Origin of the sequence: Arthrobacter hankyongi (assembly GCF_022012395.1) — a bacterium.
GTDB lineage: Bacteria > Actinomycetota > Actinomycetes > Actinomycetales > Micrococcaceae > Crystallibacter > Crystallibacter hankyongi.
The window spans coordinates 42,441-66,782 of sequence record NZ_JAKLTQ010000026.1; the positions used below are offsets into that span (position 1 = coordinate 42,441).

Consider the following 24,342-nt stretch of genomic DNA (forward strand, 5'->3'; position numbering starts at 1 on the left):
CCACCATAGCCCACCGCGCCTCCCCGGCAACAGGGGTGCACGGCAACTGCAGCCGGAGCGTCAGTAACGCTGGACGTTAGCCTAATTCAATAGCGGGATGCCCGGCCCGCACACGATCGGCGAGCCTTATCGAGGCAGGTATCGCAGATAGGTAATGCCGTTGTCGAAGATTCTGTGTTCGGCCAGGCTCAGGTCGAGGTGCACGTCGTCAGGCAGGGCGCGCAAACCTCCGCCCACCATCTTGGGAACCACGAAGAACCGGAAGTCCTCGACCAGGCCCGCACGGATCGCGTCTGCCGCAACCGTGGGCCCGAAGATCTCGACCAGACCCTGGGCACGCTCCACGACTCGCTGCAGCTCGACCAGGCTCAGGTCCGGCACGATGCGGGCCCGGTCCGAAGTGAGCTCGTCGCCCGTCATGGTCGACGACACCACGATCTTGTCTATGCCCCGCCAGCGCCGGGCGAACTCCCGCTCAGCCGCAGGACGGCCCTCGGCGTCCGGATAGGTGTCCCAGTACCCCATCAACTTATAGGTCTTTCGCCCGAGCACCTCGGTCGACACCTCGGCCATGCGATCGAGGTGGACAGCAAACACCGCATCGGTCGGGGCCGTCCACTGGAAGTCGCCGTCGGCATCGGCGGCGTAGCCGTCGATGGACACGGTAGCGACATAGGCGAGGGTTCCCACGACCGTTCAGACCTCCTCAAGCTGGGTGGTTACCGGTGTCGGCAGCGAGATTAGCACCCGTGACGAGCCAGCCGTGAGCAAAAGCACTCAAGCCCTCAGCTCTTCTTCAGTTCCTCAGCGAGCATCACGATGATGCCGCTGGGACCGCGGACGTACGTGAGCCGATAGACGTCCTCATAGTTCGCCACACCCCGAAGCGGACGGCAGCCGTGTTTCGCGGCTATCTCAAGGGCCTTGTCCAAATCGTCGACCGAGAAGGCGACGCGGTGCATGCCAATCTCGTTGGGGCGGGTGGGCGCCGACTCGATCGCTTCGGGGTGGATGTATTCGAAGAGCTCGAGCCGACCGTGACCGTCCGGGGTCTGGAGCATGGCGATGTTGGCGTGGTTTCCATCGAGTCCGACGGCAGTGTCGGTCCACTCGCCGCTGACCGTGTCACGGCCGACGACTGTGAGCCCGAGGTCGGTGAAAAAGGCGATCGCTGCTTCGAGGTCGCGAACGGCGATACCGACGTTCTCAAGTTTGATGGCCATGCGCGACATGCTAACGAGCCGGGAGCGCAGAAAGAAGCCCCCTACCAGCCACGCGCCGCGCCAATATCGCTAGACGTTGAACCTGAATTCCACCCACGTTCCGGGACCATGCAACATTTACCGCCGGACCAGGTCCCGCCCAGCCACAGCCCCAGCGCGTACTACACACGCCCCCGGCCTCATACCAGCCCTCAACGCGCGGCAGCACTGTCATGCAACCTGGAGCGGCGTGATGGTGGCGATCTGATCTGAGACGCGGTCCTCAGCAAGGTCAAGATCGTACTGCGTCTGGAGGTTAAGCCAGAACTGCGGCGATGGGCCGAAATACTTCGCGAGCCGCAGCGCAGTATCGGCCGGAACAGCGCGCTTGCCGTGCACGATCTCATTGATTCTGCGCGGAGGTACGCCGATCGACACAGCAAGCTTGTTCTGCGTGATACCAAGACCTTCAATGAAGTCCTCCATGAGGACTTCTCCCGGATGAATGGGGGCGAGCTTGTCACTCATATCAGTGGTAGCCAACGATCTCCACCTCCTCTGGCCCAGTGTCCGTCCACGTGAAGCAGATCCACCACTGGTCGTTGATCCTGATGCTGTGCTGACCAGGTCGATCGCCCCTCAACCGTTCAAGCCTGTTGCCGGGTGGTACTCGAAGATCCTCCAAGGACTCGGCCGCACCGATCTGGCGGAGCTTCCTCAGAGCGACCCGCTGAATCCTTGGATCCAGCGCCGGGACCCGCTCACGACGCCAGGGCCGTTCGGCGGATGAGTGGCCGAACGATCTGATCACGCCGCCATCACATAACGCGCTGCGTCAATAACGCTAGACGTCAAACCGAAACTCCCCCACGTTCCGCCACATAGAAACCCTATACGCATCACGACGGATCATAGGATCACGGCCGCAGTCAGGTTTCCCGCGACCGCTCCGGGAACCAGGTGGCCGCTCGATGACCGGGCGGCTCGAAAACGCCGGGGAAGCAACCGACGGCACCCTTCAATGAGCCTACGCGCCGTCTTGGCGCCAGTCCGGCGCCGTGAGATTTGAAGGAATCGTCTTTTCCTGACAAGCTGTCGGAAAGATGCCGACGACATGTCGGCAACTTCATCCTCCTCCTCTGAACCTAGGACTGCCAATGTTCCTTGCTCTCCGCGAACTGGTGTTCGCGCGTGGCCGCTTCAGCCTGATGGGCGGTGTCATTGCACTCATCGCCGTGCTGATGGTGATGCTCTCCGGCCTTTCCTCGGGCCTCGTCAACGACGGCGTGTCAGGCCTGAAGGCGATGCCGGTGACCGCATTCGCCTTCGACCAGGGCACCAAGACCGACAACGCCTTCTCCCGCTCCGTGATCGATGACCAGCAGCTCAGCGCCTGGCGCGGCGTCGAGGGCGTGGCCGCCGCCGAGAAGATGGGCGTCGGTATGGCCAATGCCACCACCGATTCCGGCAAGCAGGTTGACCTCACGCTTTTCGGCGTAGAGCCCGGCTCCTTCCTGGAACCTTCCCGCTCCGCAGGCACGGGCCTCGGAGATACCGACGGCATCGTCGTCTCCTCTACCGCTAAGGCCGAGGGTGTCGACCTCGGCACGGTCGTAACGCTGGACCGGATCGGCACGAAGCTCAAAGTTGTCGGCTTCACCGAAGGCCAGGCAACCTTCGGCCACGTCGACGTCGCCTACCTGCCGCTGAAGACCTGGCAGCTGATCGCCTCCGGCCGGGCCGCAGCCGGAATCCCGAGCGCCGCGCAGCTGTCCGCACTTAGTTTTGATACCGCCAGCGTCGTTGCCGTCCAGGCCAAGCCCGGCGCGAAGCTGGACCTTGCCGCCGGTGATACTGCCGCCGGAACGTCCAGCAAGTCATTGTCCGCCGCCTTCGACGCATCTCCCGGCTATGAGGCCGAGACCATGACCCTGAGCATGATCCAGGTCTTTCTCTACGCGATCTGCGCCCTGGTGGTTGGCGCGTTCTTCACCGTGTGGACGATCCAGCGCAAGCACGAGATCGCTGTTTTGAGGGCCATCGGTGCTTCGACCGGCTACCTGCTCCGGGATGGACTGGCGCAGGCCGCCATCCTGCTGGTGGGCTTTACCGCGCTGGGGGTCGCCGCCGGCCTCGGACTCGGCGCCGCCATGCCTGACGCCATGCCGTTCGCGCTGGAGGCCGCCCCGATCGCCGTCGCCACGACTCTCACCATTGGTCTGGGGTTGATCGGCGCCGCCGTGGCCGTGGTGCGCATTTCCCGGATAGACCCGCTCAATGCCCTTGGAGGACAGCGATGACCAACCCAACGTTCCCTGTGGCCGGCACGGGCCTTGCTGGCACGCCCCAAAGCACCGGCCTGTCCATCCGCCACGCTGTGATGGAACTCGGCGACGGCGGCACCCGGGTGACAGCCCTAGATGACGTCAGCCTCGACGCTGCCCCGGGCGAGTTCCTCGCCATTGTCGGGCCGTCCGGTTCCGGCAAATCCTCACTGCTCGCCGTCGCCGGGGCGCTGGCCACCCCGGATTCCGGAACAGTCACGGTCCACGGCCAAGACCTTTCCCAGCTGAACCAGGGCCGACGTGCTGCCTTCCGACTCTCCAACATCGGCTTCGTGTTCCAGTCCGGAAACCTCATCCCGGCCCTGACCGCCGCAGACCAGCTCCGGCTAGTCAACCGGCTCGCGGGCGGCCCGAAGACCTTCGATCCCATTGCGCTGCTGGAATCCGTCGGCATGGCCCACCGCGCCGGGAACCGGCCCGGCCAACTCTCCGGCGGCGAAAGGCAGCGCGTCGGCATCGCCCGCGCACTCGTCACCGGGGCGAAACTCCTGCTCGTCGACGAACCGACCGCGGCCCTGGACCGCACCCGCAGCCGCGAAGTAGTGGAACTGCTCGCCCGGCAAAGCCACGAGCACGGCGTCGCAACCGTCATGGTCACCCACGACCACGACGTCCTCGGCTACTGCGACCGCGTCGTCGAAATGGTGGACGGCCGCTTAGTCGCCGCCGCCCCGGTCGCCTAGGACGCCCCGTGCACGGGCGCGGCGGCCTGCCCGACCGGCCGCCGCGCCCGTCGTAGGCTTGCTATGTAAGCAAGCCGGCACCAAAGGACCCCGCAATGCCCAGAATCAGCGCCGCAACCGTCGCGGAACACCGCGCCGCACAGGAGCGCGCATTGCTGGACGCTGCGCACGAACTGCTGCAGGAAACATCCGAAGCGCCGACCATGGCCGCCGTGGCCTTGAGGGCCGGGCTCTCAAGGACCAGCGTCTACCAGTACTTCGACTCCCGCCAGGACCTGCTCCAGGCCCTGGTGCGTGATATCTTCCCCCGCTGGACCGAGCGCGTCACCGGGGCTATGGCGGACGCCGCCACCACAGCGGACCGCATCCTGGCCTACGCCCTGGCCAACGTGGACCTTGTCGCCGAAGGCGCCCACGCCGTAGGTTCGGCGTTGGCCGCGCTGGCCCCGGGCGCCGAACTGGACGAACAGGCCACCAGGATGCACCGCCAACTGCAGGAACCGCTGATCGAAACGCTCACGGATCTCGGGGTTGAGGACCCCGAGTCACTGGCCGAGATGATCAACTCCGTCGTCCACGCCGGCACCCGCATGCTCGAATCCGGGCAAACGCTGAAACAGGTCCACTCCCACCTCAGGACGCTGCTCGGCCCCTTCGTGGCAGAACGCCAAACCGCAGAAGCCACGAGGAATTAATTCCCTTCCAACCGCACTCCAGCCACGTTGGTTTCCCCACGCCGGAGGCTAATGCGGCCTAGGAAAGCAACCTGGCCGGAGTGCTACTCGACCAAAAGCTTGAGCCTCCGATGAGGGTCCGTCGTGGAGACATCAAACACGGTCTCGCTGATGTCCTTGCTCTCCCGAGGTTTTCGATTCTCGTAAGGACGACGTGGCGATTGACACCGTATTCGAGTCGATCAGCTCTCCAGCCCCCGATTTCTCGAAACCGGTATTAAGTTGACCCCCGCTGCCAACAGCTTTCTGCCGGAAGAGGGGTCCTGAAATCATGCGATCCTAGACATTGAATCTGAATTCCACCACGGTCCGGCACGGAAAAACCTCAGCTGTCACCCACCGGCCACGGGTATCGCCCACACGCAGCAGCGATACCTGCAGCCACATCGATCGCCGCTCTTCGAAGACATCATGGCGAAGGCGCGATGTACTCGTGCTGCAATTCGGTCACCCTGGCGATGTGGTCAAAGTCGCGGTCCGCCGCCAGCACGGTCGCGTCATTCGCAATGGCGTAGCCCGCGATGAGGATGTCCAGCGAACCAGCGGCGCGCACGAGACCCGAGTTCCACAGGGCGCTTTGGATGTCGAGTACCAGCGATTCGTCGGGCGCATGTTCGAGCGGAAATCCGAGGGAGATCTGCTCCCGGTAGTGCGTATGCTCCTCCGGCGTCCGGGCGCTATGGCAAAACTCAAGCACCTGCGGCGGGCAGGTCACGAAGAGGTCGGCCGATGCTCGCTCGATCCGCCTCAGCCGTGCGGTGATGCCCGGGTCGCCGGAGGCCAGCCGGGCCCAAACAGAGTTGTCTACCAGGTAGTCGGTCACGAGGGCTGTGACGCGCCCGGAGGGACCACCGGCGCGCCGAGTTCGGTCTCAAGGCCGGTCAGCTCCGCAATGCCGTCGATCATCGCACCCTTCTGCTTCGAGGCGATCAGCCGGCGCAGAGCAAGGTCGAGAACGGCTCGGATCGACCGCTCGCCCGTGAGCGCCTTGGCGCGCTCAATCAGCTGCGGATCCAGGTCGACGCTGGTGACTGCCACGATAAACTCCTTCCGTACTTTATATATCCGACTATATAATGAACGGCTTGTCGTAGAAACTCGTCGACGAGACTCATCTAAAGTCTTGGCGAAACGGGGTGCGTGCCTCATTCTGCCGTCCGTGGATAACTCGAGTCGACGGACCGGCAGTTGTCAGACGTTAAACCGGAACTCCACCGCGTTCCGTCACGGAGCAACCTCACCGGCGGCCGGTCATGGAGGTCTCAATCTGCTTCGAGCGATTGAATGTGCCTGCTGATTGTTGGCAGATCGACGACCATCGTGTCCCAGACCGCCTCATAGTCGGTGCCTTCGTAGTGATGCGCCAAGCGGTCCCGCATCCGCTTGATCAGCGTCCACGGCATCTCGCGATGCCGGTCGGTCGTGTCGGCGCTCAGACGAGCGACGTTCCCGCCGATCTTCATGCTCAGCGATTCCGCGGCCAGACCCGGCACGTTGTCGGGATCACCGAGGTACCACTCACGGCCGCGCGCCACGAGATTCGCACCAACGCCACAGGCGAACGATCTCCCTCAGCACCGCAGCGTCCCGCTCGTTCATACCGCGACGGCCGTTGCCAAGATCTCGTGATCGGCGCGCAGACCGCCGTCGGTCACCACGTCGACCTCGACACCGAGCAGCTCCCCCGCTTCTGCAGCGAATGCCGCAACCGTGAGCAGGCCGGTGCCCGGCGAACGGGTAACAAGGATGTCCAGATCGCTGCCGGGGCGGTCGGTGCCGCGTGCCGCGGAGCCGAAGACGCGGACGTTGCTGAGGCCATAGCGCCCGGCGAGACTCACCAGGTCGGCACGGCGCGCAGCGAGCGCATCGTGAGGCAGTGGCCGCGCGGCCGCGCGAAGGCGCTCCAGCATCTCGGCCGAGACCCTGCGCCGCCCAGCCTCGTAGGCGGCAACGTTCGGCTGAGCGACCCCGGACCGTCGGGCTAGCTCTGCCTGACTGAGGCCAGCAGCCTCACGAAGCTCCCGGACAGGGTTCGCCATGACCTGATCGTATCGCGTGAGATGCCCAGATTGACAGCAGATGCCGCGGACTCAGCCACGCCATGAGCCCCACTTCTTGCGGACAGGACGGAACCGCTTGAGAGGAGGCGGCAGAAGGGATGTTTGCGGAAGGTGCCAGGATCGGACATGGCAATGCTGGGAGAACCGGCGGTTACCGGGCGTTGAAGACGTCCGGGCCGAAACTGTTCAGGCCGGGTGCTCCCGCGTATCCGAGTCGGGGTACCGAAAAGATGTCCTCGATGCTGGCGAGCAGGCTGTAGTGGTTGTACATCCTGTCCGACGTGGTTCCCCCCTTGGTGAATTGCGAGATCACCAGCGCGCCGACCCGGCCGCCCGCCGTGCCTCCGGGGACCCCAGACGGGCCGGAGGTGTTGCTTTCGGATTCGTCGAAGGTAATGACCAGCACCCCGTCCTGCCTGAAGGCCGGTGAGTCCAGGATGGCCGGGATCTGCTGCTGCAGCCAACTGTCGGTACTTTCGAGACCGCCGGGCCTTCCGTCGACGCAGGGGCTGTCGTGTCCGTCATTGCACAAATTGGGGGTGATGTAGGAAAGATTCGGTGTCGTGTCCGAGGACTTCAGGTCATCAGCGAAATGGGTGTAGTCCACCACGTTGTTCTGGCAGTCCGGGGACGAGGTGATTTCCTCGAAGTATACGAACGGGTTGTGGCGTGTTGCATACTGGTCGCCGACCTGGGCGCGCTGGTGGTCGTCCCTGGAGCCGGGCTCGGGGTGCTTGCAGGGAGTGCCCATGTCCTCCATGTAGCCTTTCCAGGTCTTGCCGGCGGAGGTGGGTTGGCTTGCGAGTGTGGGAACCGAGGCCGGGTACACGCAGCCGATACCCTGCACCTGGCCCGGCTTGGACGTTCCGGTTTGTTTGAACCTGGCATATATCGGGCAATCGATGCGCGTCATGGCGTTCGAGCCTTGCCCGGAGATCTGGGCCAGGTAGTCGGGATTGGAGTTGTGTGCGGTCCCGTAATACTGGGAGAGCAGCACGCCTTGCGCGCGCAGGGTCTTCGACAAATAGGTGGCCGCCGAGTTGGCGCCCCAGACCTCGTCGTAGTCCTTGTTCTCCAGGTTGATCACGAAGACGTGACCGGGCTTCCCCGAAGCCTGTGGGGATTGGGACTTGCTCTGACCCGGCGACGGTCCGCCTCCTGGCGAAGTGGGCTCGCACCCCGTGGCAGCCACGGCGAGAACGGCAGCAAGAAGCAGCACCGCGGGTCGTGCCGCGCGGTTCAGTCCCTGGAAATTTCCGGCATTCCGGCTCATCGGCTTCGGCTTTCTCCGTGTCCTCCGGCTTGCCCCGAGAATCGCCGGACTAAGAGAGAAGAGCGAGATCCTCTTGGCCACGCGGAAAACACGAAGGTGACTGGTCTGGTAATCGGTGTGATCACGGCGCAACCCGGTCTTCCATGGGGAGACGTTCAGGATACTCCGCGAGGCATCGAGTGCGCGTCCCATCAAGCTTAGGGACGGCGGCCAGCGTGCAGGACCTGACCAGCGCCGGTCAGGTTCGCGGCACTGCACTGGCATCAGGACCAAGGCAGTTTCCAGAAAGATGACGAGGGGCCGCGGATCACGCGGTGGGCGGCTATTTTCGTGCGTGGCCGCCCGTCCGACCCCGGATGTTGCCTCCACTGATCAACTTCCCCGGATGAGGACCACGCTCCGGTGCGGGCAGAGAACGATCGTACTTGCCAGTGGCGGCGCTGGCCGCCGCAACCATTTCGGAATGGAGCCTCCAATGTCGAGAACACACCCGATCCTTGCAGGATCGATCGCGCCGCGGCAGCCGTGGCACTGCTCACCGGCTGCGGATCTTCCCCCCGTTACCTTCTTTGTAGCCCTCCTTGAGAGAGGACGTGGGTGTGCTGGCCTGAGGGCCCCGGCATGATTCCTGCCCCAGTCGACCATGATCCGGGGGGGGTGATGTCACCGGGGCCCGAAGGTGCCGGGGACATCGCTGATGGGGGCCGGGCAGAATCAGGAGTGTGCCTCTCCTGAAAATGGGTTAGGTAAATGGCATTGATGGATTCATTGATCAATTTGCCGGCTGTCGGCACCGAGGCATTCGCGGCTGACTCCCGCCGCGGGAGGGTGTTGGCCGCCCGCTGCGAGGTGTCCCGCTGGAACCGGGAAGAAATCCCTGCCTGCCTCCTGGTCTCAGGTAGGCCAATCTATACCCGATTCCTGCTGCAGTTAAGAATTTGTCAAGAATTTCCGAGGGGATGGACTTCCAGCCGTGGTACATCCAGAATGGGTCGCAGACGCGGTCCGGAGGAATTCAGAACCCAAGACCAGGCAGCAAGCGTGGCACCGGTCCGTATGTGCGTCGTGGGGATGATGGCACCTCGGGGGAGGTTTCATCATTCCGGCGAAGGTGCCCTGGGGCGGGCCGGCTCGACAAATCTTGACTTCATGCGACAGGCGGCACGTGCCTTCCCCGGAGCGATTTGCATCCCTGCCTACCGGTGCCCAAGGCCGGCATCGAATCAAGAACCGCAAGAAGAAGACAGCCGGTTTCCCAACCTGACGATTGCCTTTCATGGTTAATGGCGGCACTGCCCCGCGGCAGGCAAAGTGTGCCCGGTCCCGTCATGCCCGGGCTGCGTGGTCATGGTACTGAAGGGGACGGCTGCCTTGAAGGAGACCCGTGACGCATACCCTCAGCTCATTTGACGTTGCCGCCGGCCGGCCCGGTCCGGTGGCCGGTGACCCGATCCGGATCGAGCCGGTGCCACCGCTGCGCCTCCTGCGGGCCAAGAAAGCCTATACAACGCGCTTCCTGGCCGACCGGCTGGACCGTTCACCCGACGGGTTTTCCCTTCGGGAAGGACCCGGAGTGGCACCTCAAGCGGGTGATATTGTGCTCGCGAAAGTTGCGGGGATCGGACAACATCCCAAACTGGAAAGCCCGGTATCCCGCCGCCAGGCCCTGTTTATTGGTGACGAGATCCTGGTGCCCTACGGCAACCGGTACGCCGCGGATCAGTTCCTAGCCCAGGTGCCGCCCAGCCTGGATCCGTGCCACCTGGTCGCCGCCGGCGGAGTAGCGGGTCTGGTGATCGCCCAGCATGCCGCGATGGGCACGGCCACCCGGATTACCCCGGTCGGGCTGCTCGCCGACGATTCGGGGGTGGTCAACCTCAGGCAGCTGGCCCCGCAGCAGTTGGATCCGACAGCTACGACGACCCCGCGGGACGCGGCTCCCGTGCAGCGGCCGCCGGTCATTGCCGTCCTGGGAACGTCCATGAACTCCGGCAAATCTACGGCACTGAGCTGCCTGGCCAGGGGGTTGACCGAGGCCGGTCTGGCGGTCGCGGCGGGCAAGGCCACCGGAACAGGCTCCGGCAACGATCCCGGCATGTATGTGGACGCCGGTGCCGCCAAGGTCATGGACTTTACCGACTTCGGCTTTCCCACCACGTTCGGACTGGACTACGCCAGCATCCAGGCCGTGTTCTCCGGCCTGGTTGCCGAGCTCAGCGATCCGGCCACCGATGTGGTCCTGATCGAGATCGCCGACGGAGTGTACCAGGGCGAAACGCACCGGCTGTTGTCCGACCCTCTCTTCCGGGATGCCGTCGATGCGGTGGTCTTCACCGCCGCCGATGCCCTCGGTGCCACCGCCGGACTGCAGGTCCTGCGGGCCGCCGGCATCCCGATCGCCGCGGTGTCCGGCGTCCTGACGTCCTCTCCGATCGCGGCGCAAGAGGCGTCGGCGGCCGTCAACGTCCCGGTTGTGCAAACCGTCTCGCTGTGCGAGCCTTCGGTGGCAGTGACTTTACTGCCGCAGGCGGCAGACGGTTAACCCTGTTGCGGAACGGACATGAACCAGGCTGACACCGGCACGCCGAAACTGCCCAGACTGCTGGTTGGACCGCGGCGGAAACTGATGGCCCTGCTGGTCGCGACGGGGCTGGGCATGGCGGTCCTGTCCGGGGCCAGCGCGTTCATGATGGCCCACCTGCTCAGGGCCGCTGATGCCCGGACCCGCACCGTCGCGGTGGCGGGCCTGCTCGCCGCGGCCGGCGGCATCGCTGCCGGGCGCATCGCCGAGCGGGTGCTGGCCGAGCGGCTCGGCCAGCACTACGTCCAGGAACTGCGCACCGGCCTGATGGCCGCCGTCCTGGCGGACGGGAAGGGACCGTCGGTGGGCATCACCATAGCCCGGATCACCAACGATCTGACCAGCGTACGGAACTGGATCACCCAAGGCATCGCCCCGCTGGCAGTCGGCATTCCAGTCCTCGTCGGGACGACGGCCGCGCTCTGGTTCCTGTCACCGCCGCTGGCCCTGGCCATGGCGCTGCCGCTGGGCTTTCTCGGCGCCATCCTGGCGGTGCTGACGCAGCCGGCCTTCGCCAAGGCCCGGGCACTGCGCAAAAAGCGCGGCCGGCTGGCAGCACAGGTCTCCGATACCGTCGCTGCCGCCGTGATGATCAGGGCCGCCGGCGGCGAACACCGCGAGGTCCAGCAGGTCGGCAGGCTCGGCGGCGAAGTGGCAGAGGCCGCCGTCGCCCGCGCCAGAGTGGGCGGATACATCCGCGCCGCCGCGGGTGCCAGTGGAACGGTCACCGTGGTCATCGTCGCCGCCACCGGTTCCTGGTTGTCGATCCACACGGCAACAACGGCCGCCGCCCTGACCCTGGTCGGCCTGCTCGCGCACCACGTGAACGACCTGGGCCGTGTGGCAGAATTCCGCCAGACCTACAACGCGGCCAAACGCATGATTGCTCCCGCCCTGGCCCCGGCAGCCGGGCTGCCGGCAGACCACGATCTGTCCCTTCCCGGGGATGCCGTCCGGACGGCGATCACCGGGCCGCCAGAGTCCGGCGGCGCCACCGTCCGGATCTCCGGCCTGCGCCTGGACGCGGACCGGCCGGTGCCGGAGCTCGCCGCCCGGCCGGGCGACCGGATCGTGCTGAAGACGAACGAACCGGGGGAAGCGACGGAAGTTTTTGAAAAACTGCTCGCGCTGCGCCCGAACCCGCAGCTGAACATCCGCGTGGCAGGCAACGACCTGCGCGCGGCCCCCGGGCCGGAACGGCGCCTCCTGGCCGGCTACGCCGCCAGGGGAGCTTTCACCGAGCGCGGCACCATTGCCCGGGCGGTCCGCTACCGTCGCCCCGACCTGCCACGCGGCGGAACCGGCGAGATCCTGGCCCGTGTTGAGCTGGCTACCCGGGTGGCCCAGCTGCCTAAGGGCGAACACACCACCCTGCGGCGCGGCGGCGAGCCCCTGACAGTCTCGGACCGGGCCAGGCTGCAGCTGGCCCGGGCCACGCTCGGCGACCCGCCGTTGCTGCTGCTGAACCACATCGACTCCGACCTCGGACCGGAAGGCTGCCGGATGCTGGCGGAAGTCCTCAGGTCCTACCCCGGCGTCGCGATTATCGCCTCGGACCATCCCGGCCGGTTCGTGTCCGCCTATACGGTCTGGGACCTGCACTGATCAGCCAACCGGCGGCGCCGCCCTTCCCCGCAGAGGCCAGGCGGCGACGCAGGGTGTAAGTATTGGGCCAGGCGGCAAGCGGAATGACGCCGCGGCGGACCGGAGGGACGGTCCCGGAGCCGGGCCGGCTCCTGATCCGCGGCCCGTCCGGGGACCGGGACTCCCCCGGTGGACGAAGGGGGAGCACGCATGACCCACCTGTCGCTCGTGGACGGCCCGGTGCCGCTGCTGTTCAACCTGCTGGCCGCACTCGGGGCGCTGTGGCTGCTGGCCGGCAACCTGCCGGTACTGGTCATGATCCACGGCCGGCCGGGCGGACCCGGCGCCTGGATTTCCTCCGGCAACCTCGCTGCGGCCATGGATAACTACGCCGCCCACCACGGGCTGGCCCGCTGGTGGTGATGCCGGACCTGTCCATGGGCGGGGCGTCCCGGTGGCCGCTGTGCCTGGACTCGCAGGTGGCCCGATCCGCCACCTACCTGAGCGTGGACGTGCCGGCCTGGGTGCACAGCACACTCGGGGCCGGCACCGCCGGCAGCCGGCAGTGGGCCATCGGCGGACTCTCCTCCGGTGGGACCTGCGCCCTGCAGTTGGCGGTGAACTTCCCGCAGGCCTATCCCACCTTTCTGGATCTCTCCGGCGAGACCCAGCCCTCCGTCCGCGGCGGCCGTGCCCGGCTGGTCGACGAATACTTCGACGGCGACGAGGACGCGTTCATCGCCCAGAACGCTCTGGACGTGCTGGCCCGGCACAGATTCCCGCACACGGCCGGCCGGTTCGTTGCCGGCACCGCGGACAGCAAATACGGAACCGAACTAGACCCGCTCTACGGGTTTTCGACGGCTGCTGGCCGACGCCATGGTCCGCCGGCTGCTTGAGGACTGATCTTCCCTAGCGTCCCAGCGAGCGGCCGATCTGCCCGATGGCGGCATCATAGGCCGCATCCCAGGTCCAGCCAGCAGCCGGTGCACCGGCCAGCTCCAGTGACACCAGCCCGTGGACTTGGCCCCACACAACGCCGACCATCGAGGCGATCTCGTCATCCGCTGCTCCGGGCAGCGCTGCGGCAACCGCGGCGAACAGCGGCGCGATCGATGGCCCGGCGGCTCCCGGCGTCGGCCGGCACGGGACCTGGCTGGCCAGTGAGCCGCCGAACATCAGGCCGTAGAGGACCGGATGCTCCAGCGCCCAGGTTCGGTAGGCCCGGCCCAATGCTTCGAGGCCGGCAGCGGCGGCTTCTTGTTGGGAGGCGGCAAAGGAAGCGAAGCCGTCGTCGAGCACGGCAGTCAGCAGTTCCGCCTTGCCCCCGAAGAGTGAGTACACCGCGGTCGTCGACGTCCCGGCGGTAGCGGCAATACTGCGCAGCGAGACGGAGGCGGCGCCGTCGCGGGCGATTAGGGAGGCTGCGGTGTCGAGCAGCCTGCGACGCAGGGTCTCATCGTGGACTATGGGTCTTGCCATGGGACCAGTATTGCATAACACTGTTCTGTAACACTGTTATGGACAGGAGAGGCACATGTCGGAACAAGTGCACGCAGGACGTTTCACTGCCGATCCCGGGGGCGGCCCGGTGACAGTCTTCCTGATCGGGATGCGAGCCAACCGGTGGTGGAAGTTCGGGAAGGTGGCACGGGTGGGGGCGGCCATGCCCAGGATGCTTGCCTATTTGGCCAAGACGCCGGAGGCCGGGTTGCTGGGCTACCAGCAATGGTTCGGGCGGACCACCATCATGGTCAGCTACTGGAAGAGCCCGGAGCATCTGCAGCGGTTCGCGGCCGACCGGTCGGCGCCGCACCTTGAGCCCTGGCGCCGGTTCATGCGCGAATCCGCCGGCACTGGCGACGTCGGCGTATGGCACGAAACCTACGAGACGATGCCGGGTGGCAGGGAAAGCGTGTATAGCGACATGCCGGTCTTCGGGCTGGCAGCTGCTACCGGCCACGTACCGGTGGGAGTGGGACTGAACACCGCACGCCAGCGTTTGGAAGCAGACGCGGTCAGCCGGCGTCTGTCCGAATGAGCCGGCTCAGCCAAGGCTCCCGGACCAACACCTGCACCGCACAGCAAACATCCGGTAACCAGGCATTACAGGCAAAGCTGCTATACCACTGCCGGTTCGCGCCGGCGGGGCAGCTTTTTTGCACTGCAAGAACAGGATCTACCGGCGCAGTTGCATATTCAAAAGTAACGACCGGCCAGCATTACGTCCGGTGGTCAGCGGTTGCGCTCGGGTTCGACCAGCACCAGGATCGTGTCGGGGCGTACGCCGTCGAATTTCATGGCGTCGGCCGCGGCTTCGGACTGCATCATTCGCTGGAACGTGTCTGTGTCCGGGACTTCGACGATCAGCCCGACGCGGTTGGTTTTCTCCGGGTCCACAAAGGTCCGAACAGTCATGCCCAACGGTCCGAAGAGTTCCTGGCGCCGCGGCGAGCTGAGCCAGTGGTCAACGTCGTCGACCTCGTGAAAGATTAATAGGGTTGCCATCGTTGCCTCTGCTTTCGAATGGCGGCATTAGGAGCCGGATCGGTAGGCAATCGCGTGAGGAACTCCTAACCCACGCAGAAATTACCACAGCCGCCTAATCTTCGATAGGCAGCCAGAAAACCGCCAAGATCGCTCACGGTGGTCTTCGCATCTTCAGCCTTTGTTGCACCGCCGGCGACCGCATTGGGAGGCGCCACCCTCCGGCGCCGACGAACCGGCCAAACTTCCGAGCTTCCCGTCGAACATTTTCGTCGACGACAGCGCATACGTTTCGTCACCGACCCATATCGGTCCAGGGCATCGATTCCCCGACAACCCTCTCGTAGCCCACCGCGAAGCCTCCGGCCCCTGCCGGGTGTTGGGGTGAAACGAGGAGATCACCGTACACTGCCGGGAGAGCCGCAGGGTAGCGGACGGCCTGGGCCGGTGATAGGGGTTCCGGATGAAGGACACACGGTACGACACCGGTGAAGCCGCCGGAACGGCCTTGGAGGAAATGCCCGTCCTGGTGAAATGGCTGTGCCAGGTCCTGACGCCGGAACTGGTGGTGCATCTGGCCGGGGCACGGGAGCCTGGAGTGGTCCGCGGGTGGGCCAGCGGCCGGCTGGTGCCGTCGGCGCCCGAAGAGCACAGACTGTGGTTCGCCTACGACCTCCTGCGCAGAATCGAGGATCTCCAGGGCAGGGAGGCGACCCAGGCCTGGTTCATGGCGGTCAATTCACGGCTTGGCCAGCGGTCCCCGCTCAGGGCGATCCGGGAAGGCCGGTTCCATGAAACGGCCGCTGCCGCCGGTACGCTCCTGGAAGGTGCCCGCGAGAGGTGAGTCACGGCTTGACCCGTTCCCGGCGGCCCCTCACCGCTGCCGAGGGGCCGATCTGGTCATCGGGCCATACGTACCATCGGGCACCGTCGGCCCCTCCACCGTGAGCGCCCGGGGCCCGCCGCCCACCCGGGGAGCGTGACCCGGTTGTGTCCTCTGCTGTCCATCCCGGCCCGCAGGTAGGCTCAGGGCCAGGTCAGCGGACAGGAGGCACCGATGGGCATCCCGGAGATCCCGGCAGAACCCGACATCCGCACGGTGGCCGCGCAGCTGATAGGCCACCTCGGGCCGGACCTGGTCGCCGCGCTGGCCGGCAGCGGTGAGTACAGCATCGCTACCCGGTGGCGCACGGAGGACGGCCGGGAGCCGGATGCGACAGAGGCGCGGCGGCTGCGCTTCGCCTGGGCGGAGTGGTATCTCCTAGCCGGAGCGGAGGGGCCGGATACCGCCCGCGCCTGGTTGGCCAAAGCCAACCCGTGGCTCGGGGACGACTCCCCCGTCACTGCTATCGGGCAAGACCGGTTCCGGGAGGTCGCCAGCGCCGCGGCCCTCAAGATCAACTACGACTTCGAGGCCTGAGCGGCCTGCCGCGTTCACGCCGGCGCCGTCCCGACATCCCTGACTCGTTCAGCCTTCGGCTTCGGCTTCAGCCTTCGGCTTCGGCTTCAGTGGCGGCTGCGGCTTCGATCCCGATGGCAAAGCCCAGTGCCATGGTGAGGTTGCTGGCTGCAGCCACGACCCGGGGGGTGCCCACAATGGGCGCAACGGCGATGAGGAGGCCCTGGACATCCTCCAAGGTGATTCCCACGTCCGCTGCGGGGCCGGCGTTGAGCAGGTAGGAGGCGGGCGGGGCATCCACTGCCGCGAGTGCTGCGATCCGTGCCAGCATCATCTCGCGAGGTTCGAGGTTGCAGCGTTCGAGCGATGCGCTGGTAATCTCCAGGAGGGCGTCGCTGACTGGGTTCTCTTCTTCGGCCATGGTCATCTCTCCATCTGGTTGCGGGGCCGCGGGTCGGGAGACGCGATGAGATCGGATCTCCACAACTGTCCTGCCAACCTATTCCGCTCAAGCGGAGGACGACATCACCCGCAGAGGATGACCGCGCCTGTGGCCATGGTAGTCACTGCGATTTATCTGCTGGCAATAGCCGCATGCGTCATATTTTCTGCTTTCTTAGTCGCCGCTTCTCTCACCATGCGCCACGCAGAATTGCTGAAATCTCATTCTCGCTGACCGGACGCTGCAACTCGCACCACACCTTCCTTAAGGAAATGTTGAGTCGAAGGATCCCTCAAAGAATGCTTTCTCGGGCGGACCAACCGCGCATGGAAGAATCACGGCATGAATATGGAAGAGCGGTGGCAGGCCGAGGACTGCCGGAAAATCCTGGTGAAGCTGCAAGTATTAGCTCGCGCTGCGCGGCCTCAGATAAAAACGCCTGCCGCAGGCATGAGAAGGCTGTCAGGCGGGCACAGTGCTGGCTTCCGAACTACGACGCCGAATCTCGGCCGGCCACCGAGATCGTCCTCGCGGCCAGGCACGTCTTCGATTCCGACGTCGTAAGCACTCCCAACCAGCTGGCCAGATGATGCAAAAAAACGCCGCCCGGCACTCGAAAGTACCGGGCGGCGTTTTGCCAGGATAAGCATCGAGGCTACACATTAAACCTAATTCAACCACGTTCCGTAACCGAATAACGTCTTGAAAAGAGCTGGTGCTAACGCCTTCGATGGGTCCTCGAAGATGGTCCGGTGGCAGTCCCCGGTGGGGGCGGGCGATGTCCTCGGCGGGCAGCTGGGAGCTGGCCACCTGGTACAACAACGGCTGGAATTGGTTGTAGTCGTTGCGGTCGAACAGCATGACCTCGATCCCGCTGTCCCCGAGCTCCCGCGCATAGGCCACCCCGGCCGGCCCGCCACCGAGCACCAGAACTCGCTCAGCTGTTTTCCGATCTGCCATCGTCCACCCTCCAGTCGACACCCCGCGTCAACGGCTCGCTTGCTTGCCACCTCGTCAGTGAAGTCAGGCACGGCTGGCCCCTGGGCCCCGGCCGGGCTCGTCGTCGACGCCTTCTTCGGGAAGCAGTCCGCGCTGGTCGAGCACGTACAACAAGATGAAGGCCGGCACGATCAACAGCACGGCGAGACCGGCCGCGACCAGCACGGCCGTGATCGTGCCCGACGGCGCAGCGGCCGCCGAGACCGTAAGCGTTTCGGGCAGCAGGTAGTTCCACTGCGCGACGCCCCAGGCCAGCACGAGGGCGCCGGCCGCGGCGATCGCAGCCAGCCGCCCTCCGCGGTGGGGTCGGCCTCGGAGCAGGAAAAGCGCGCCGAGCCCGGCGACCGCCGAGATGATCACCAGCGGCAGGGCGCGTGAAGTGAGTCCTCCGAAGACGTAGCTGGCTTCGCTGCGTACGACGAAGAGACCGACCAGCGCGACGGCTCCAGCCACGGCCCCAGCCGCCACGGCGCGGACGCGGAAGTAGCCGACCATCGCCTCGTCGGAGAGGCGATGGGCATCCCAGGTGAGCAGTACCGCGGCGACGTAGGCCGTCACGGATACGGCGAGCAGACCCATGACGACCGACGTCGGGTTGACCCAACTGCGCAGCGGATCGCCCGCCCGACCGCCGGCCGGAACCTGGCCGGATGCGATACCTCCCGCGATGGCGCCGAAGCAGTAGGGCACCAGCACCGAGGAGACGGCGAAGATGGCGCCGAAGCTGCGGCGGGCTCGCTGCCGAAACACCGCCTTCCCGAAGGCGAAGCTGGCACCGCGCAGGACGATGCCGAGGGCCGCCAGGGTGAGGGGCACGAACATGGTCAAGGTGATCGACGCGTAGGCCTCGGAGAAACACGTCCAGAGCACGACGAAGATGAAGATCAGCCACACGTGGTTCGCTTCCCACACGGGCCCGATCGAGTGGTCGATTACCTCGCGCGGCCGCTCCCCACGCTGCGCGCCACCAGCGGTCAGGTCCCAGAAGCCGGCACCGAAGTCAGCGCCGCCGAAGATCGCGTAGATGGTGATGGCAGCGAACAAGAGCAGGGCTGCGGCGGTATCCATGGGTGACCCTAGGTCTCTTTCACCGGCTCGCGCGGCCCGTACGGGGAGTCTGTCTCCTCGAATCGTCGTGCCTCACGGTAGCGACGACTCATCCCGCGCAGGACGAGGACTGTGGTGACGCCCAGCCCGATATAGAGGATCGTGACCGCGATGAGGGTGATCCAAACTCCGGTGTTGGTGGTCGCGGCGTCCTCCACCCGCATCTTGTTGTAGACGATCCACGGCTGACGGCCGACCTCGCTCACGGTCCAGCCCGCCTCCATCGTCAGGACGGCGAGGGGTCCGGCGGCGACGGCGCAGCGCAGGAACCACTTGCTGCGAGGCATATCTCGTCGGAAGATCCACGATGTCCAGTACCACAGCGTCAGCAGGAAAAGGGCAGTGCCGACGCCGACCATGATGTCCCAAGCGAGATGGACGACGTTCACCTGGCGGTTCGTCGGCCGCTCGTCGGCGGGTACAGTGTCGAGCCCCTGCACGACGGTCGCCCGGCCAGTGCTGGGGTCCGACAACCACGAGGCGAGCCCGGGGATGGGGACACCGCCCACCACTTGTCCTTCTGAGTTGAGATGGCCGAGCAGCGTCTCGGGCACGTCACTGCTGGTCGTCGGCACCATCTCGATGGCGGCGAACTTGACCGGCTGGTTGCTATAGACCCAGCGAGCTAGACCGTCACCGACCCCCATCTGCACCGGAACGGCGATGGCGGCCACAGTGAAGGCGATGAGAAAGCCGAGCCTGTGGTAGCGGTCCCGCCGCCCGCGCAGCATCGCCGTCGCGTAGACCATGGCCACCAGGAAGCCGCCGACCAAGTAGGCCGCAACCACCATGTGCGCCGCCATCAGCGGCATCGCCCTGTTGAAGATCACCCCGAGCGGGTCCACCGCCACGACGTTCCCGGCGGTGTCCAGAGTGACCCCTTCGGGGGAGTTCATCCACGCGTTGGCGGCCACCACCGAAACGCTGCCGAAGATGCCGGCGACGGCGATTGGGACACCGGTCCAAAAGTGGGTCCAGGGCTTGAGTCGCCGCCAGCCGAAGATGTAGATCGAGATGAAAACGGCCTCGAGAAAGAAGAAGAGACCCTCGAACGCGAAGGGCACCCCGAACGCCTCGCCCCAGTGACCCATGAACTGAGGCCACAGCAGGCCGAACTCGAAGGAGAGAACCGTTCCGGTGACGGCGCCGACTGCGAAGGTGACCGCCATGTACTTCGACCAGCGCTGCGCGAGCCGGATGGCGTCAGCCTCGGCCCGCCTGATGCCTCGATAGTTGGCGATCAGCGCCATCACCGACCAGGACACGCCGAGTGGCACCAAGATGATGTGGAAGGCCAGCGTGAACGCCATCTGTGCTCGAGCCCACGGAACCGGGTTCACCTCCATCATGGGAATGAGGACGTCGGCGAACAGCGTCATGTCGCACCCCTTCCAGCGAGATTGACAGCTGCCATGGCGACCCGGGGACTAGCCAAGGCGTTCGGTGAGATGGTCGCCGACCCGCAGGGCGTTGGCAATTGCGGTCAGGGACGGGTTCACGGCGCCGATGCTGGGGAAGAAGCTGGTGTCGACGACGTAGAGGTTGTCCAGGTCGTGGGCTTTGCAGTTCACGTCAAGAGCGCTGGTTGCGCGATCTCGGCCGAAACGGACGGTGCCTGCTTGGTGCGCGGTGGCGCCGATCGGCATGCTCCTGTACAGGTAGAGGCTCCGGTCCAGCAGATGGTGCTCGTGCATGCCCAGCTTGCCGAGCAAGCCGTCGAGTTTGTGGCGCAGCCGCTTTACTCCTTCGACGTTGTTCTTCTCATCGATGCTGAGGTGGATGGCGTCGTCCGCGTCGAGCGTGACGCGATTGTCGGGCTGCGGTAGGTCTTCGCCGCAGAGCCAGAAGTCGACGGCGTGGTGCGCCAGCACCTCGAAGGGCAGGTCCGGAGAGATCTTGCCGGCCCATCGCGGCGACTGCGCGCGGATCTCCTCGTCGTCGGACTTGCCGAGCATCTGGATACCGCCGAGCGGATAGTCCCAGTCGTCGGATCCCAGATACCAGTCGTTCATCGCCAGCGTCTTCTGGAACAGCGTGGGGTTGGGCTCCCGGGAAACGGTCATCAGCGCGATGTTGTTGTGCCGCATGTAGTGCCGGCCGACCACTCCGGAGCTGTTGGCCAGCCCGTCGGGGTGGCGGTCTTGGCGAGATCTGAGCAGCAGGGCGGCGGAGTTCACCGCGCCGCAGGCGACGACCACGATGTCGCCGGTGAATCTGGTCTCGGTGCCGTCGTCCAAGGTTGTGACGACCTCGGTGACGCTGTGTCCTGAGGCGTCGGTTTCCAGGCGCTGCACTTGGGCGCCAGTGACCAGTGTGACGTTGTCCTGGGAGAGCACCGGATCCACGCAGATGACTTGCGAGTCCGATTTTGCGTTTAGCAGGCACGGGAAGCCATCGACCCGGTCGCAGCGGATGCATGCGCTTGCCCGTGCCACCCGTCCAGGTTCGACCTCCCGGAGGTTGACGCCGATCGGGAGGTGGAAGGGGTGCAGCCCGAGCTTCTCCAGGTCGTCGTTCAACTGCTGGATGCGGGGTTCGTGGGATACCGGAGGGTGGGCGTACTGCGCGCTGGCATGGCCTTCGCTCGGGTCCTCGCCGTGCTGACCGTGCACCAGGTAGAGATGTTCGGCTTGGGTGTAGTAGGGCTCCAGGTCGTCGTAGGAGATCGGCCACGCCGGTGAGATTCCGCCATGATGGCGTAGCTCGCCAAAGTCCTCCGGACGGAGGCGGAACAGTGCCGCGCCGTAGAACTTGGTGTTCCCGCCGACGTAGTAGTTGACCTCGGGCTGGAACTCGCGGCCGTGCCGGTCATACCACAGCTCTTTGGCAAGGTACTTTCCGCGGACGAACACCGCCTCGGTCTGCCAGTTGTCGCGCTCGCGCGGCAGGAACGGACCTCGCTCCAGCCAGAGCACCTTCGCCCCGTTCGTAGCAAGCCGGTGGCCGAGCGTCCCGCCCCCGGCTCCCGTCCCGATGATGACAACGTCATAGTGCTGGTCGTCTGTCATGCCGGAGCCTCCTGGGCCGGGTTCTCAGATCTACCGATGCTTCCTCTAGACATTGATCCTTGCCCCCGAAGCGGACGGCGTCATCACCCAAGATAGGTGATGACGGGGACCGGGAGGCGGTGGTTGGCTCTGATAGAAGCCGGTCTGCGTCAGCTCCGGCACGGAGGCCACGAGCAGATTCATTTTGCCGGTAGAGGGTCGATCACGTCGAGGAGATGCCATGACAGCAACGATGGATAGCCGAAGCGCGGCTGGACGTGGCCAGCCGGCTAGCGCTGGTCAGGGTTCCGCCGATGTGTTCGTGGTGTTCGGGATCACCGGCGACCTGGCCAGGGTGATGACGTTCAGATCGTTGTACCGGCTGGAGCGGCGGGGTTTGTTGCAGTGCCCGATCGTCGGGGTGGCTGTCGATGATTGGACGGTTGACCAGTTGGTGGAACGGGCCCGGGTGTCGATCGAGGGCACCGGGGAGGTGATCGACGCCGCCGTCTTCGGCCGTTTCGCGGCCCGGCTGTCCTATGTGCAGGGCGATTTCGGCGATGCAGCGACCTATGGGCGGGTCGCCGAGGCGATCAAGGGCGCCGACAGCCCTGTGTTCTACCTCGAAGTCCCACCCTTCCTGTTCGGCACAGTCGTCAAGGGCCTCGCCGGGGCCGGCCTGACCGCGACGGGGCGGGTGGTGGTGGAGAAGCCGTTCGGGAGTGACCGAGCCTCGGCTCGCGCCCTGGCCGAGGAGTTGCACCAGTACCTCGACGAGTCGCAGTTGTACCGGATCGACCACTACCTGGGGAAGATGGGCCTGGAGGAGATCCTTTACCTGCGGTTCGCCAACACGATGCTTGAGCCGATCTGGAACCGGAACTATATCGAATGCGTGCAGATCACGATGGCCGAGGACTTCGGTGTCGAGGACCGTGGCCACTTCTACGATCCCGTCGGTGCGCTGCGCGACGTGGTGGTCAATCACCTCATGCAGGTCGTGTCGGCGGCCGCAATGGAGCCACCGTCTGGGGGTGATCCGCAAACGCTCAAGGACTCGCAGGTCGCTTTGTTCCGCGCGGTCTCCGAGGCCGATCCTGTCCACTACGTCCGCGGCCAGTACGAGGGTTATCGGAGCATCAACGGCGTGGCCGCGGATTCGACGACGGAGACGTACGCCGCGTTGCGGCTCGATATCGACAATTGGCGCTGGTCGGGGGTGCCGTTCTTCATTCGGACCGGCAAGAAGCTTCCGGTCACTCAGACCGAGCTTCGGCTGGTGTTCAAGCACCCGCCCCGGCTCGGCTTCAACTTCGGATCCGATCGCCGACCGGAGCCCAACCAGATCGTCATCAAGCTTGATCCGTCGACCGGCGTCAGGCTCAAGGTCGAGGCTCTACGTGCGGACACGGTCGGCCCCGCCGCCATTGATCTCGACATGGAGTTCGCCGATGAAGGGGGCGAGGGGCCGACTCCGTATGAGGTGTTGCTCCAGGCGGCGATGGTCGGGAAGAGTACGCGATTCACCCGCCAGGACGGGGTCGAGGAGACGTGGCGGATCATGCAGCCACTCCTGGACGCGCCGCCACCGGTGCACAGCTACGCGCCCGGGTCTTGGGGTCCGGCAGCTGCAGATGAACTGACCGCCGACTACGTCGGCTGGCACCGGCCCTGGGTGCCGGCATGAGTCCCAACGCTCCGCGGCAGGCCACCGAGCAGAGCGCTGCCGCGCCCTCCCCGTTCCCGCCGATCGCGGACTATGCCTTCCTGTCGAACTGCCACACGGGCGCCCTCATCGCGCCCGACGGAAGCGTCGGCTGGCTGCGTCCCGCGTTTCGATTCACCCAGCGTGTTCGGCACCTTGCTCGATCGCGGAGCCGGCTTCTTCGGGCTCGGCCCGTTCGGAATCAACCACCCGAGAGCCCAGGTGTATGAGCCCGGGCCCAACGTCCTCTGCACGACCTGGAAGACCCCGGCGGGTTGGGTTGAGGTCGGCGACGCCTTGACCATGGGCCCGCGGGAGAGCGAGGACGAGGTCACCCCGCATACCCGACCGCCCGCCGACGACGACGCCGATCACCTGCTGGTGCGTACCGTCCGCTGCCTGGACCTTCACCGTCGTTCCTGCGCCCTCAAGGCCCGCAATTTTCCCAAGTAGGCGTTCTCCGCCCGCAACCGCTCCAGCTCGGACTCCTGGCGCTTCTGCCCGCCGGGGAGTCCCTGACGGGCGTCCCTTGGGCTTGGGCCAAAGACCTTCCTCGCCCTCCGCGCGGTACGGGCTCACCCATTTCCCGATGAGCTTAGGCGAGGACAGGTCGAACTCGCGGACCAAGTCGATGTTGGTCTCGCCCGCCAGGAACCGCCGCACCACGTCAAGCTTGAACTCGAACGAGAAAGTTCTCTTGGTCGGCTTGGTCACCAGCGCCCCACTTCCACGAATCCGCCACCGAAGATGCACA

At 65.6% G+C, this 24,342-nt stretch carries 28 protein-coding genes; 11 read left to right on the top strand and 17 right to left on the bottom strand.

Annotated elements, in window-relative coordinates:
* Nucleotides 1-126: 126 nt before the first annotated feature.
* The 4 genes from LVY72_RS21775 to LVY72_RS21790 form a co-directional block, all read right to left on the bottom strand.
* Nucleotides 127-690 (bottom strand): dihydrofolate reductase family protein, encoded by a 564-nt coding sequence (locus LVY72_RS21775; protein ID WP_237826530.1) that lies wholly within the window; start codon nucleotides 688-690, stop codon nucleotides 127-129.
* A 95-nt stretch (nucleotides 691-785) separates the two neighbouring features.
* Entirely contained in the window at nucleotides 786-1,223 is a 438-nt protein-coding gene (locus tag LVY72_RS21780; protein WP_237826532.1) for a VOC family protein, read from the bottom strand.
* A gap of 210 nt (nucleotides 1,224-1,433) precedes the next feature.
* Nucleotides 1,434-1,730, bottom strand: coding sequence for a HigA family addiction module antitoxin (locus tag LVY72_RS21785; protein WP_237826594.1), 297 nt, complete (start codon nucleotides 1,728-1,730; stop codon nucleotides 1,434-1,436).
* 1 nt (nucleotide 1,731) lies between these two features.
* Nucleotides 1,732-2,013: a type II toxin-antitoxin system RelE/ParE family toxin gene (locus LVY72_RS21790; RefSeq protein WP_308190859.1), complete on the bottom strand. Its 282-nt coding sequence runs from the start codon at nucleotides 2,011-2,013 to the stop codon at nucleotides 1,732-1,734.
* A gap of 346 nt (nucleotides 2,014-2,359) precedes the next feature.
* Between LVY72_RS21790 and LVY72_RS21795 the strand changes: the two genes are divergently transcribed.
* The 3 genes from LVY72_RS21795 to LVY72_RS21805 all read left to right on the top strand — a co-directional run bounded on the left by LVY72_RS21795 (nucleotide 2,360) and on the right by LVY72_RS21805 (nucleotide 4,925).
* Entirely contained in the window at nucleotides 2,360-3,502 is a 1,143-nt protein-coding gene (locus LVY72_RS21795; RefSeq protein WP_237826533.1) for an ABC transporter permease, read from the top strand.
* Nucleotides 3,499-4,230: an ABC transporter ATP-binding protein gene (locus LVY72_RS21800; RefSeq protein WP_237826535.1), complete on the top strand. Its 732-nt coding sequence runs from the start codon at nucleotides 3,499-3,501 to the stop codon at nucleotides 4,228-4,230. The genes LVY72_RS21795 and LVY72_RS21800 overlap by 4 nt, the downstream gene beginning before the upstream one ends.
* A 95-nt stretch (nucleotides 4,231-4,325) precedes the next feature.
* A complete protein-coding gene (locus LVY72_RS21805) occupies nucleotides 4,326-4,925 on the top strand; it encodes a TetR/AcrR family transcriptional regulator (protein ID WP_237826536.1) in 600 nt (199 codons plus the stop codon).
* Nucleotides 4,926-5,373: 448 nt separating this feature from the next.
* Here LVY72_RS21805 and LVY72_RS21810 read toward each other — a convergent pair whose 3' ends face one another.
* From LVY72_RS21810 to LVY72_RS21830, 5 genes are all read right to left on the bottom strand, one after another.
* Nucleotides 5,374-5,787, bottom strand: coding sequence for a PIN domain-containing protein (locus tag LVY72_RS21810; protein WP_237826539.1), 414 nt, complete (start codon nucleotides 5,785-5,787; stop codon nucleotides 5,374-5,376).
* Complete coding sequence (locus tag LVY72_RS21815) at nucleotides 5,784-6,002, bottom strand: type II toxin-antitoxin system VapB family antitoxin (RefSeq protein WP_237826541.1); 219 nt, start codon at nucleotides 6,000-6,002, stop codon at nucleotides 5,784-5,786. Before LVY72_RS21815 ends, LVY72_RS21810 begins: the two co-directional genes overlap by 4 nt.
* A 224-nt stretch (nucleotides 6,003-6,226) precedes the next feature.
* The gene (locus LVY72_RS24800) at nucleotides 6,227-6,499 is read right to left on the bottom strand and encodes a HepT-like ribonuclease domain-containing protein (RefSeq protein ID WP_237826543.1); all 273 of its coding nucleotides are present in this window, start codon (nucleotides 6,497-6,499) and stop codon (nucleotides 6,227-6,229) included.
* Nucleotides 6,500-6,559: 60 nt separating this feature from the next.
* Complete coding sequence (locus LVY72_RS21825) at nucleotides 6,560-7,003, bottom strand: helix-turn-helix domain-containing protein (RefSeq protein ID WP_237826546.1); 444 nt, start codon at nucleotides 7,001-7,003, stop codon at nucleotides 6,560-6,562.
* A 172-nt stretch (nucleotides 7,004-7,175) separates the two neighbouring features.
* The gene (locus tag LVY72_RS21830; protein ID WP_237826547.1) at nucleotides 7,176-8,111 is read right to left on the bottom strand and encodes an alkaline phosphatase family protein; all 936 of its coding nucleotides are present in this window, start codon (nucleotides 8,109-8,111) and stop codon (nucleotides 7,176-7,178) included.
* Between the two features lie 1,570 nt (nucleotides 8,112-9,681).
* On the opposite strand from LVY72_RS21830, the gene LVY72_RS21835 reads away from it, so the two are divergent.
* The 4 genes from LVY72_RS21835 to LVY72_RS21850 all read left to right on the top strand — a co-directional run bounded on the left by LVY72_RS21835 (nucleotide 9,682) and on the right by LVY72_RS21850 (nucleotide 13,361).
* Nucleotides 9,682-10,839: a DUF1611 domain-containing protein gene (locus LVY72_RS21835; protein WP_237826548.1), complete on the top strand. Its 1,158-nt coding sequence runs from the start codon at nucleotides 9,682-9,684 to the stop codon at nucleotides 10,837-10,839.
* Between the two features lie 18 nt (nucleotides 10,840-10,857).
* Nucleotides 10,858-12,483, top strand: coding sequence for an ABC transporter ATP-binding protein (locus tag LVY72_RS21840; RefSeq protein ID WP_237826553.1), 1,626 nt, complete (start codon nucleotides 10,858-10,860; stop codon nucleotides 12,481-12,483).
* A 189-nt stretch (nucleotides 12,484-12,672) separates the two neighbouring features.
* On the top strand, nucleotides 12,673-12,885 hold the full coding sequence (locus LVY72_RS21845) for a hypothetical protein (RefSeq protein ID WP_237826555.1): 213 nt from the start codon (nucleotides 12,673-12,675) through the stop codon (nucleotides 12,883-12,885).
* Nucleotides 12,885-13,361 carry an alpha/beta hydrolase-fold protein gene (locus LVY72_RS21850; protein WP_237826556.1) on the top strand — a complete coding sequence of 159 codons (477 nt, stop codon included), beginning with the start codon at nucleotides 12,885-12,887 and terminating at the stop codon, nucleotides 13,359-13,361. Before LVY72_RS21845 ends, LVY72_RS21850 begins: the two co-directional genes overlap by 1 nt.
* Before the next feature lie 13 nt (nucleotides 13,362-13,374).
* Here the strand turns inward: LVY72_RS21850 and LVY72_RS21855 are convergent, their stop codons facing one another.
* Nucleotides 13,375-13,944, bottom strand: coding sequence for a TetR/AcrR family transcriptional regulator (locus tag LVY72_RS21855; RefSeq protein ID WP_237826557.1), 570 nt, complete (start codon nucleotides 13,942-13,944; stop codon nucleotides 13,375-13,377).
* Nucleotides 13,945-13,999: 55 nt separating this feature from the next.
* On the opposite strand from LVY72_RS21855, the gene LVY72_RS21860 reads away from it, so the two are divergent.
* Entirely contained in the window at nucleotides 14,000-14,503 is a 504-nt protein-coding gene (locus LVY72_RS21860) for a DUF4188 domain-containing protein (protein ID WP_237826559.1), read from the top strand.
* Nucleotides 14,504-14,697: 194 nt separating this feature from the next.
* Here LVY72_RS21860 and LVY72_RS21865 read toward each other — a convergent pair whose 3' ends face one another.
* Nucleotides 14,698-14,970, bottom strand: coding sequence for a hypothetical protein (locus LVY72_RS21865; protein WP_237826560.1), 273 nt, complete (start codon nucleotides 14,968-14,970; stop codon nucleotides 14,698-14,700).
* 442 nt (nucleotides 14,971-15,412) lie between these two features.
* Here LVY72_RS21865 and LVY72_RS21870 point away from each other — a divergent pair, with 442 nt between their 5' ends.
* Together LVY72_RS21870 and LVY72_RS21875 are read left to right on the top strand one after the other, a co-directional pair.
* Nucleotides 15,413-15,793, top strand: coding sequence for a hypothetical protein (locus LVY72_RS21870; protein WP_237826562.1), 381 nt, complete (start codon nucleotides 15,413-15,415; stop codon nucleotides 15,791-15,793).
* 213 nt (nucleotides 15,794-16,006) lie between these two features.
* A complete protein-coding gene (locus LVY72_RS21875; RefSeq protein WP_237826564.1) occupies nucleotides 16,007-16,369 on the top strand; it encodes a hypothetical protein in 363 nt (120 codons plus the stop codon).
* Between the two features lie 67 nt (nucleotides 16,370-16,436).
* On the opposite strand, the gene LVY72_RS21880 is transcribed toward LVY72_RS21875, so the two are convergent.
* The 5 genes from LVY72_RS21880 to LVY72_RS21900 all read right to left on the bottom strand — a co-directional run bounded on the left by LVY72_RS21880 (nucleotide 16,437) and on the right by LVY72_RS21900 (nucleotide 21,904).
* The gene (locus tag LVY72_RS21880; RefSeq protein ID WP_237826567.1) at nucleotides 16,437-16,775 is read right to left on the bottom strand and encodes a carboxymuconolactone decarboxylase family protein; all 339 of its coding nucleotides are present in this window, start codon (nucleotides 16,773-16,775) and stop codon (nucleotides 16,437-16,439) included.
* Between the two features lie 477 nt (nucleotides 16,776-17,252).
* On the bottom strand, nucleotides 17,253-17,750 hold the full coding sequence (locus tag LVY72_RS21885) for an FAD-dependent oxidoreductase (protein WP_237826576.1): 498 nt from the start codon (nucleotides 17,748-17,750) through the stop codon (nucleotides 17,253-17,255).
* 63 nt (nucleotides 17,751-17,813) lie between these two features.
* On the bottom strand, nucleotides 17,814-18,857 hold the full coding sequence (locus LVY72_RS21890) for a cytochrome d ubiquinol oxidase subunit II (protein ID WP_237826578.1): 1,044 nt from the start codon (nucleotides 18,855-18,857) through the stop codon (nucleotides 17,814-17,816).
* A gap of 8 nt (nucleotides 18,858-18,865) precedes the next feature.
* Complete coding sequence (locus tag LVY72_RS21895; protein WP_237826580.1) at nucleotides 18,866-20,275, bottom strand: cytochrome ubiquinol oxidase subunit I; 1,410 nt, start codon at nucleotides 20,273-20,275, stop codon at nucleotides 18,866-18,868.
* Between the two features lie 48 nt (nucleotides 20,276-20,323).
* Entirely contained in the window at nucleotides 20,324-21,904 is a 1,581-nt protein-coding gene (locus tag LVY72_RS21900) for a GMC oxidoreductase (RefSeq protein WP_237826582.1), read from the bottom strand.
* A 220-nt stretch (nucleotides 21,905-22,124) separates the two neighbouring features.
* Between LVY72_RS21900 and zwf the strand changes: the two genes are divergently transcribed.
* Nucleotides 22,125-23,570 (top strand): glucose-6-phosphate dehydrogenase, encoded by a 1,446-nt coding sequence (zwf, locus tag LVY72_RS21905; protein ID WP_237826584.1) that lies wholly within the window; start codon nucleotides 22,125-22,127, stop codon nucleotides 23,568-23,570.
* 153 nt (nucleotides 23,571-23,723) lie between these two features.
* Here the strand turns inward: zwf and LVY72_RS21910 are convergent.
* Nucleotides 23,724-24,342, bottom strand: a 619-nt coding sequence (locus tag LVY72_RS21910; RefSeq protein WP_237826586.1) for a helix-turn-helix domain-containing protein, incomplete at its 5' end; no start/stop codon positions are given.

Excerpts from the sequence above, each read along its gene's own strand:
- LVY72_RS21900 (WP_237826582.1), bottom strand. The coding sequence starts at position 21,904 with ATGACAGACGACCAGCACTATGACGTTGTCATCATCGGGACGGGAGCC.
- LVY72_RS21850 (WP_237826556.1), top strand. The coding sequence starts at position 12,885 with ATGCCGGACCTGTCCATGGGCGGGGCGTCCCGGTGGCCGCTGTGCCTG.
- LVY72_RS21860 (WP_237826559.1), top strand. The coding sequence starts at position 14,000 with ATGTCGGAACAAGTGCACGCAGGACGTTTCACTGCCGATCCCGGGGGC.
- LVY72_RS21880 (WP_237826567.1), bottom strand. The coding sequence starts at position 16,775 with ATGACCATGGCCGAAGAAGAGAACCCAGTCAGCGACGCCCTCCTGGAG.
- LVY72_RS21825 (WP_237826546.1), bottom strand. The coding sequence starts at position 7,003 with ATGGCGAACCCTGTCCGGGAGCTTCGTGAGGCTGCTGGCCTCAGTCAG.
- LVY72_RS21800 (WP_237826535.1), top strand. The coding sequence starts at position 3,499 with ATGACCAACCCAACGTTCCCTGTGGCCGGCACGGGCCTTGCTGGCACG.
- LVY72_RS21890 (WP_237826578.1), bottom strand. The coding sequence starts at position 18,857 with ATGGATACCGCCGCAGCCCTGCTCTTGTTCGCTGCCATCACCATCTAC.
- LVY72_RS21840 (WP_237826553.1), top strand. The coding sequence starts at position 10,858 with ATGAACCAGGCTGACACCGGCACGCCGAAACTGCCCAGACTGCTGGTT.
- LVY72_RS21865 (WP_237826560.1), bottom strand. The coding sequence starts at position 14,970 with ATGGCAACCCTATTAATCTTTCACGAGGTCGACGACGTTGACCACTGG.
- LVY72_RS21795 (WP_237826533.1), top strand. The coding sequence starts at position 2,360 with ATGTTCCTTGCTCTCCGCGAACTGGTGTTCGCGCGTGGCCGCTTCAGC.
- LVY72_RS21875 (WP_237826564.1), top strand. The coding sequence starts at position 16,007 with ATGGGCATCCCGGAGATCCCGGCAGAACCCGACATCCGCACGGTGGCC.
- zwf (WP_237826584.1), top strand. The coding sequence starts at position 22,125 with ATGACAGCAACGATGGATAGCCGAAGCGCGGCTGGACGTGGCCAGCCG.
- LVY72_RS21895 (WP_237826580.1), bottom strand. The coding sequence starts at position 20,275 with ATGACGCTGTTCGCCGACGTCCTCATTCCCATGATGGAGGTGAACCCG.
- LVY72_RS21845 (WP_237826555.1), top strand. The coding sequence starts at position 12,673 with ATGACCCACCTGTCGCTCGTGGACGGCCCGGTGCCGCTGCTGTTCAAC.
- LVY72_RS21780 (WP_237826532.1), bottom strand. The coding sequence starts at position 1,223 with ATGGCCATCAAACTTGAGAACGTCGGTATCGCCGTTCGCGACCTCGAA.
- LVY72_RS21870 (WP_237826562.1), top strand. The coding sequence starts at position 15,413 with ATGAAGGACACACGGTACGACACCGGTGAAGCCGCCGGAACGGCCTTG.
- LVY72_RS21885 (WP_237826576.1), bottom strand. The coding sequence starts at position 17,750 with ATGGCAGATCGGAAAACAGCTGAGCGAGTTCTGGTGCTCGGTGGCGGG.
- LVY72_RS21805 (WP_237826536.1), top strand. The coding sequence starts at position 4,326 with ATGCCCAGAATCAGCGCCGCAACCGTCGCGGAACACCGCGCCGCACAG.
- LVY72_RS21855 (WP_237826557.1), bottom strand. The coding sequence starts at position 13,944 with ATGGCAAGACCCATAGTCCACGATGAGACCCTGCGTCGCAGGCTGCTC.
- LVY72_RS21785 (WP_237826594.1), bottom strand. The coding sequence starts at position 1,730 with ATGAGTGACAAGCTCGCCCCCATTCATCCGGGAGAAGTCCTCATGGAG.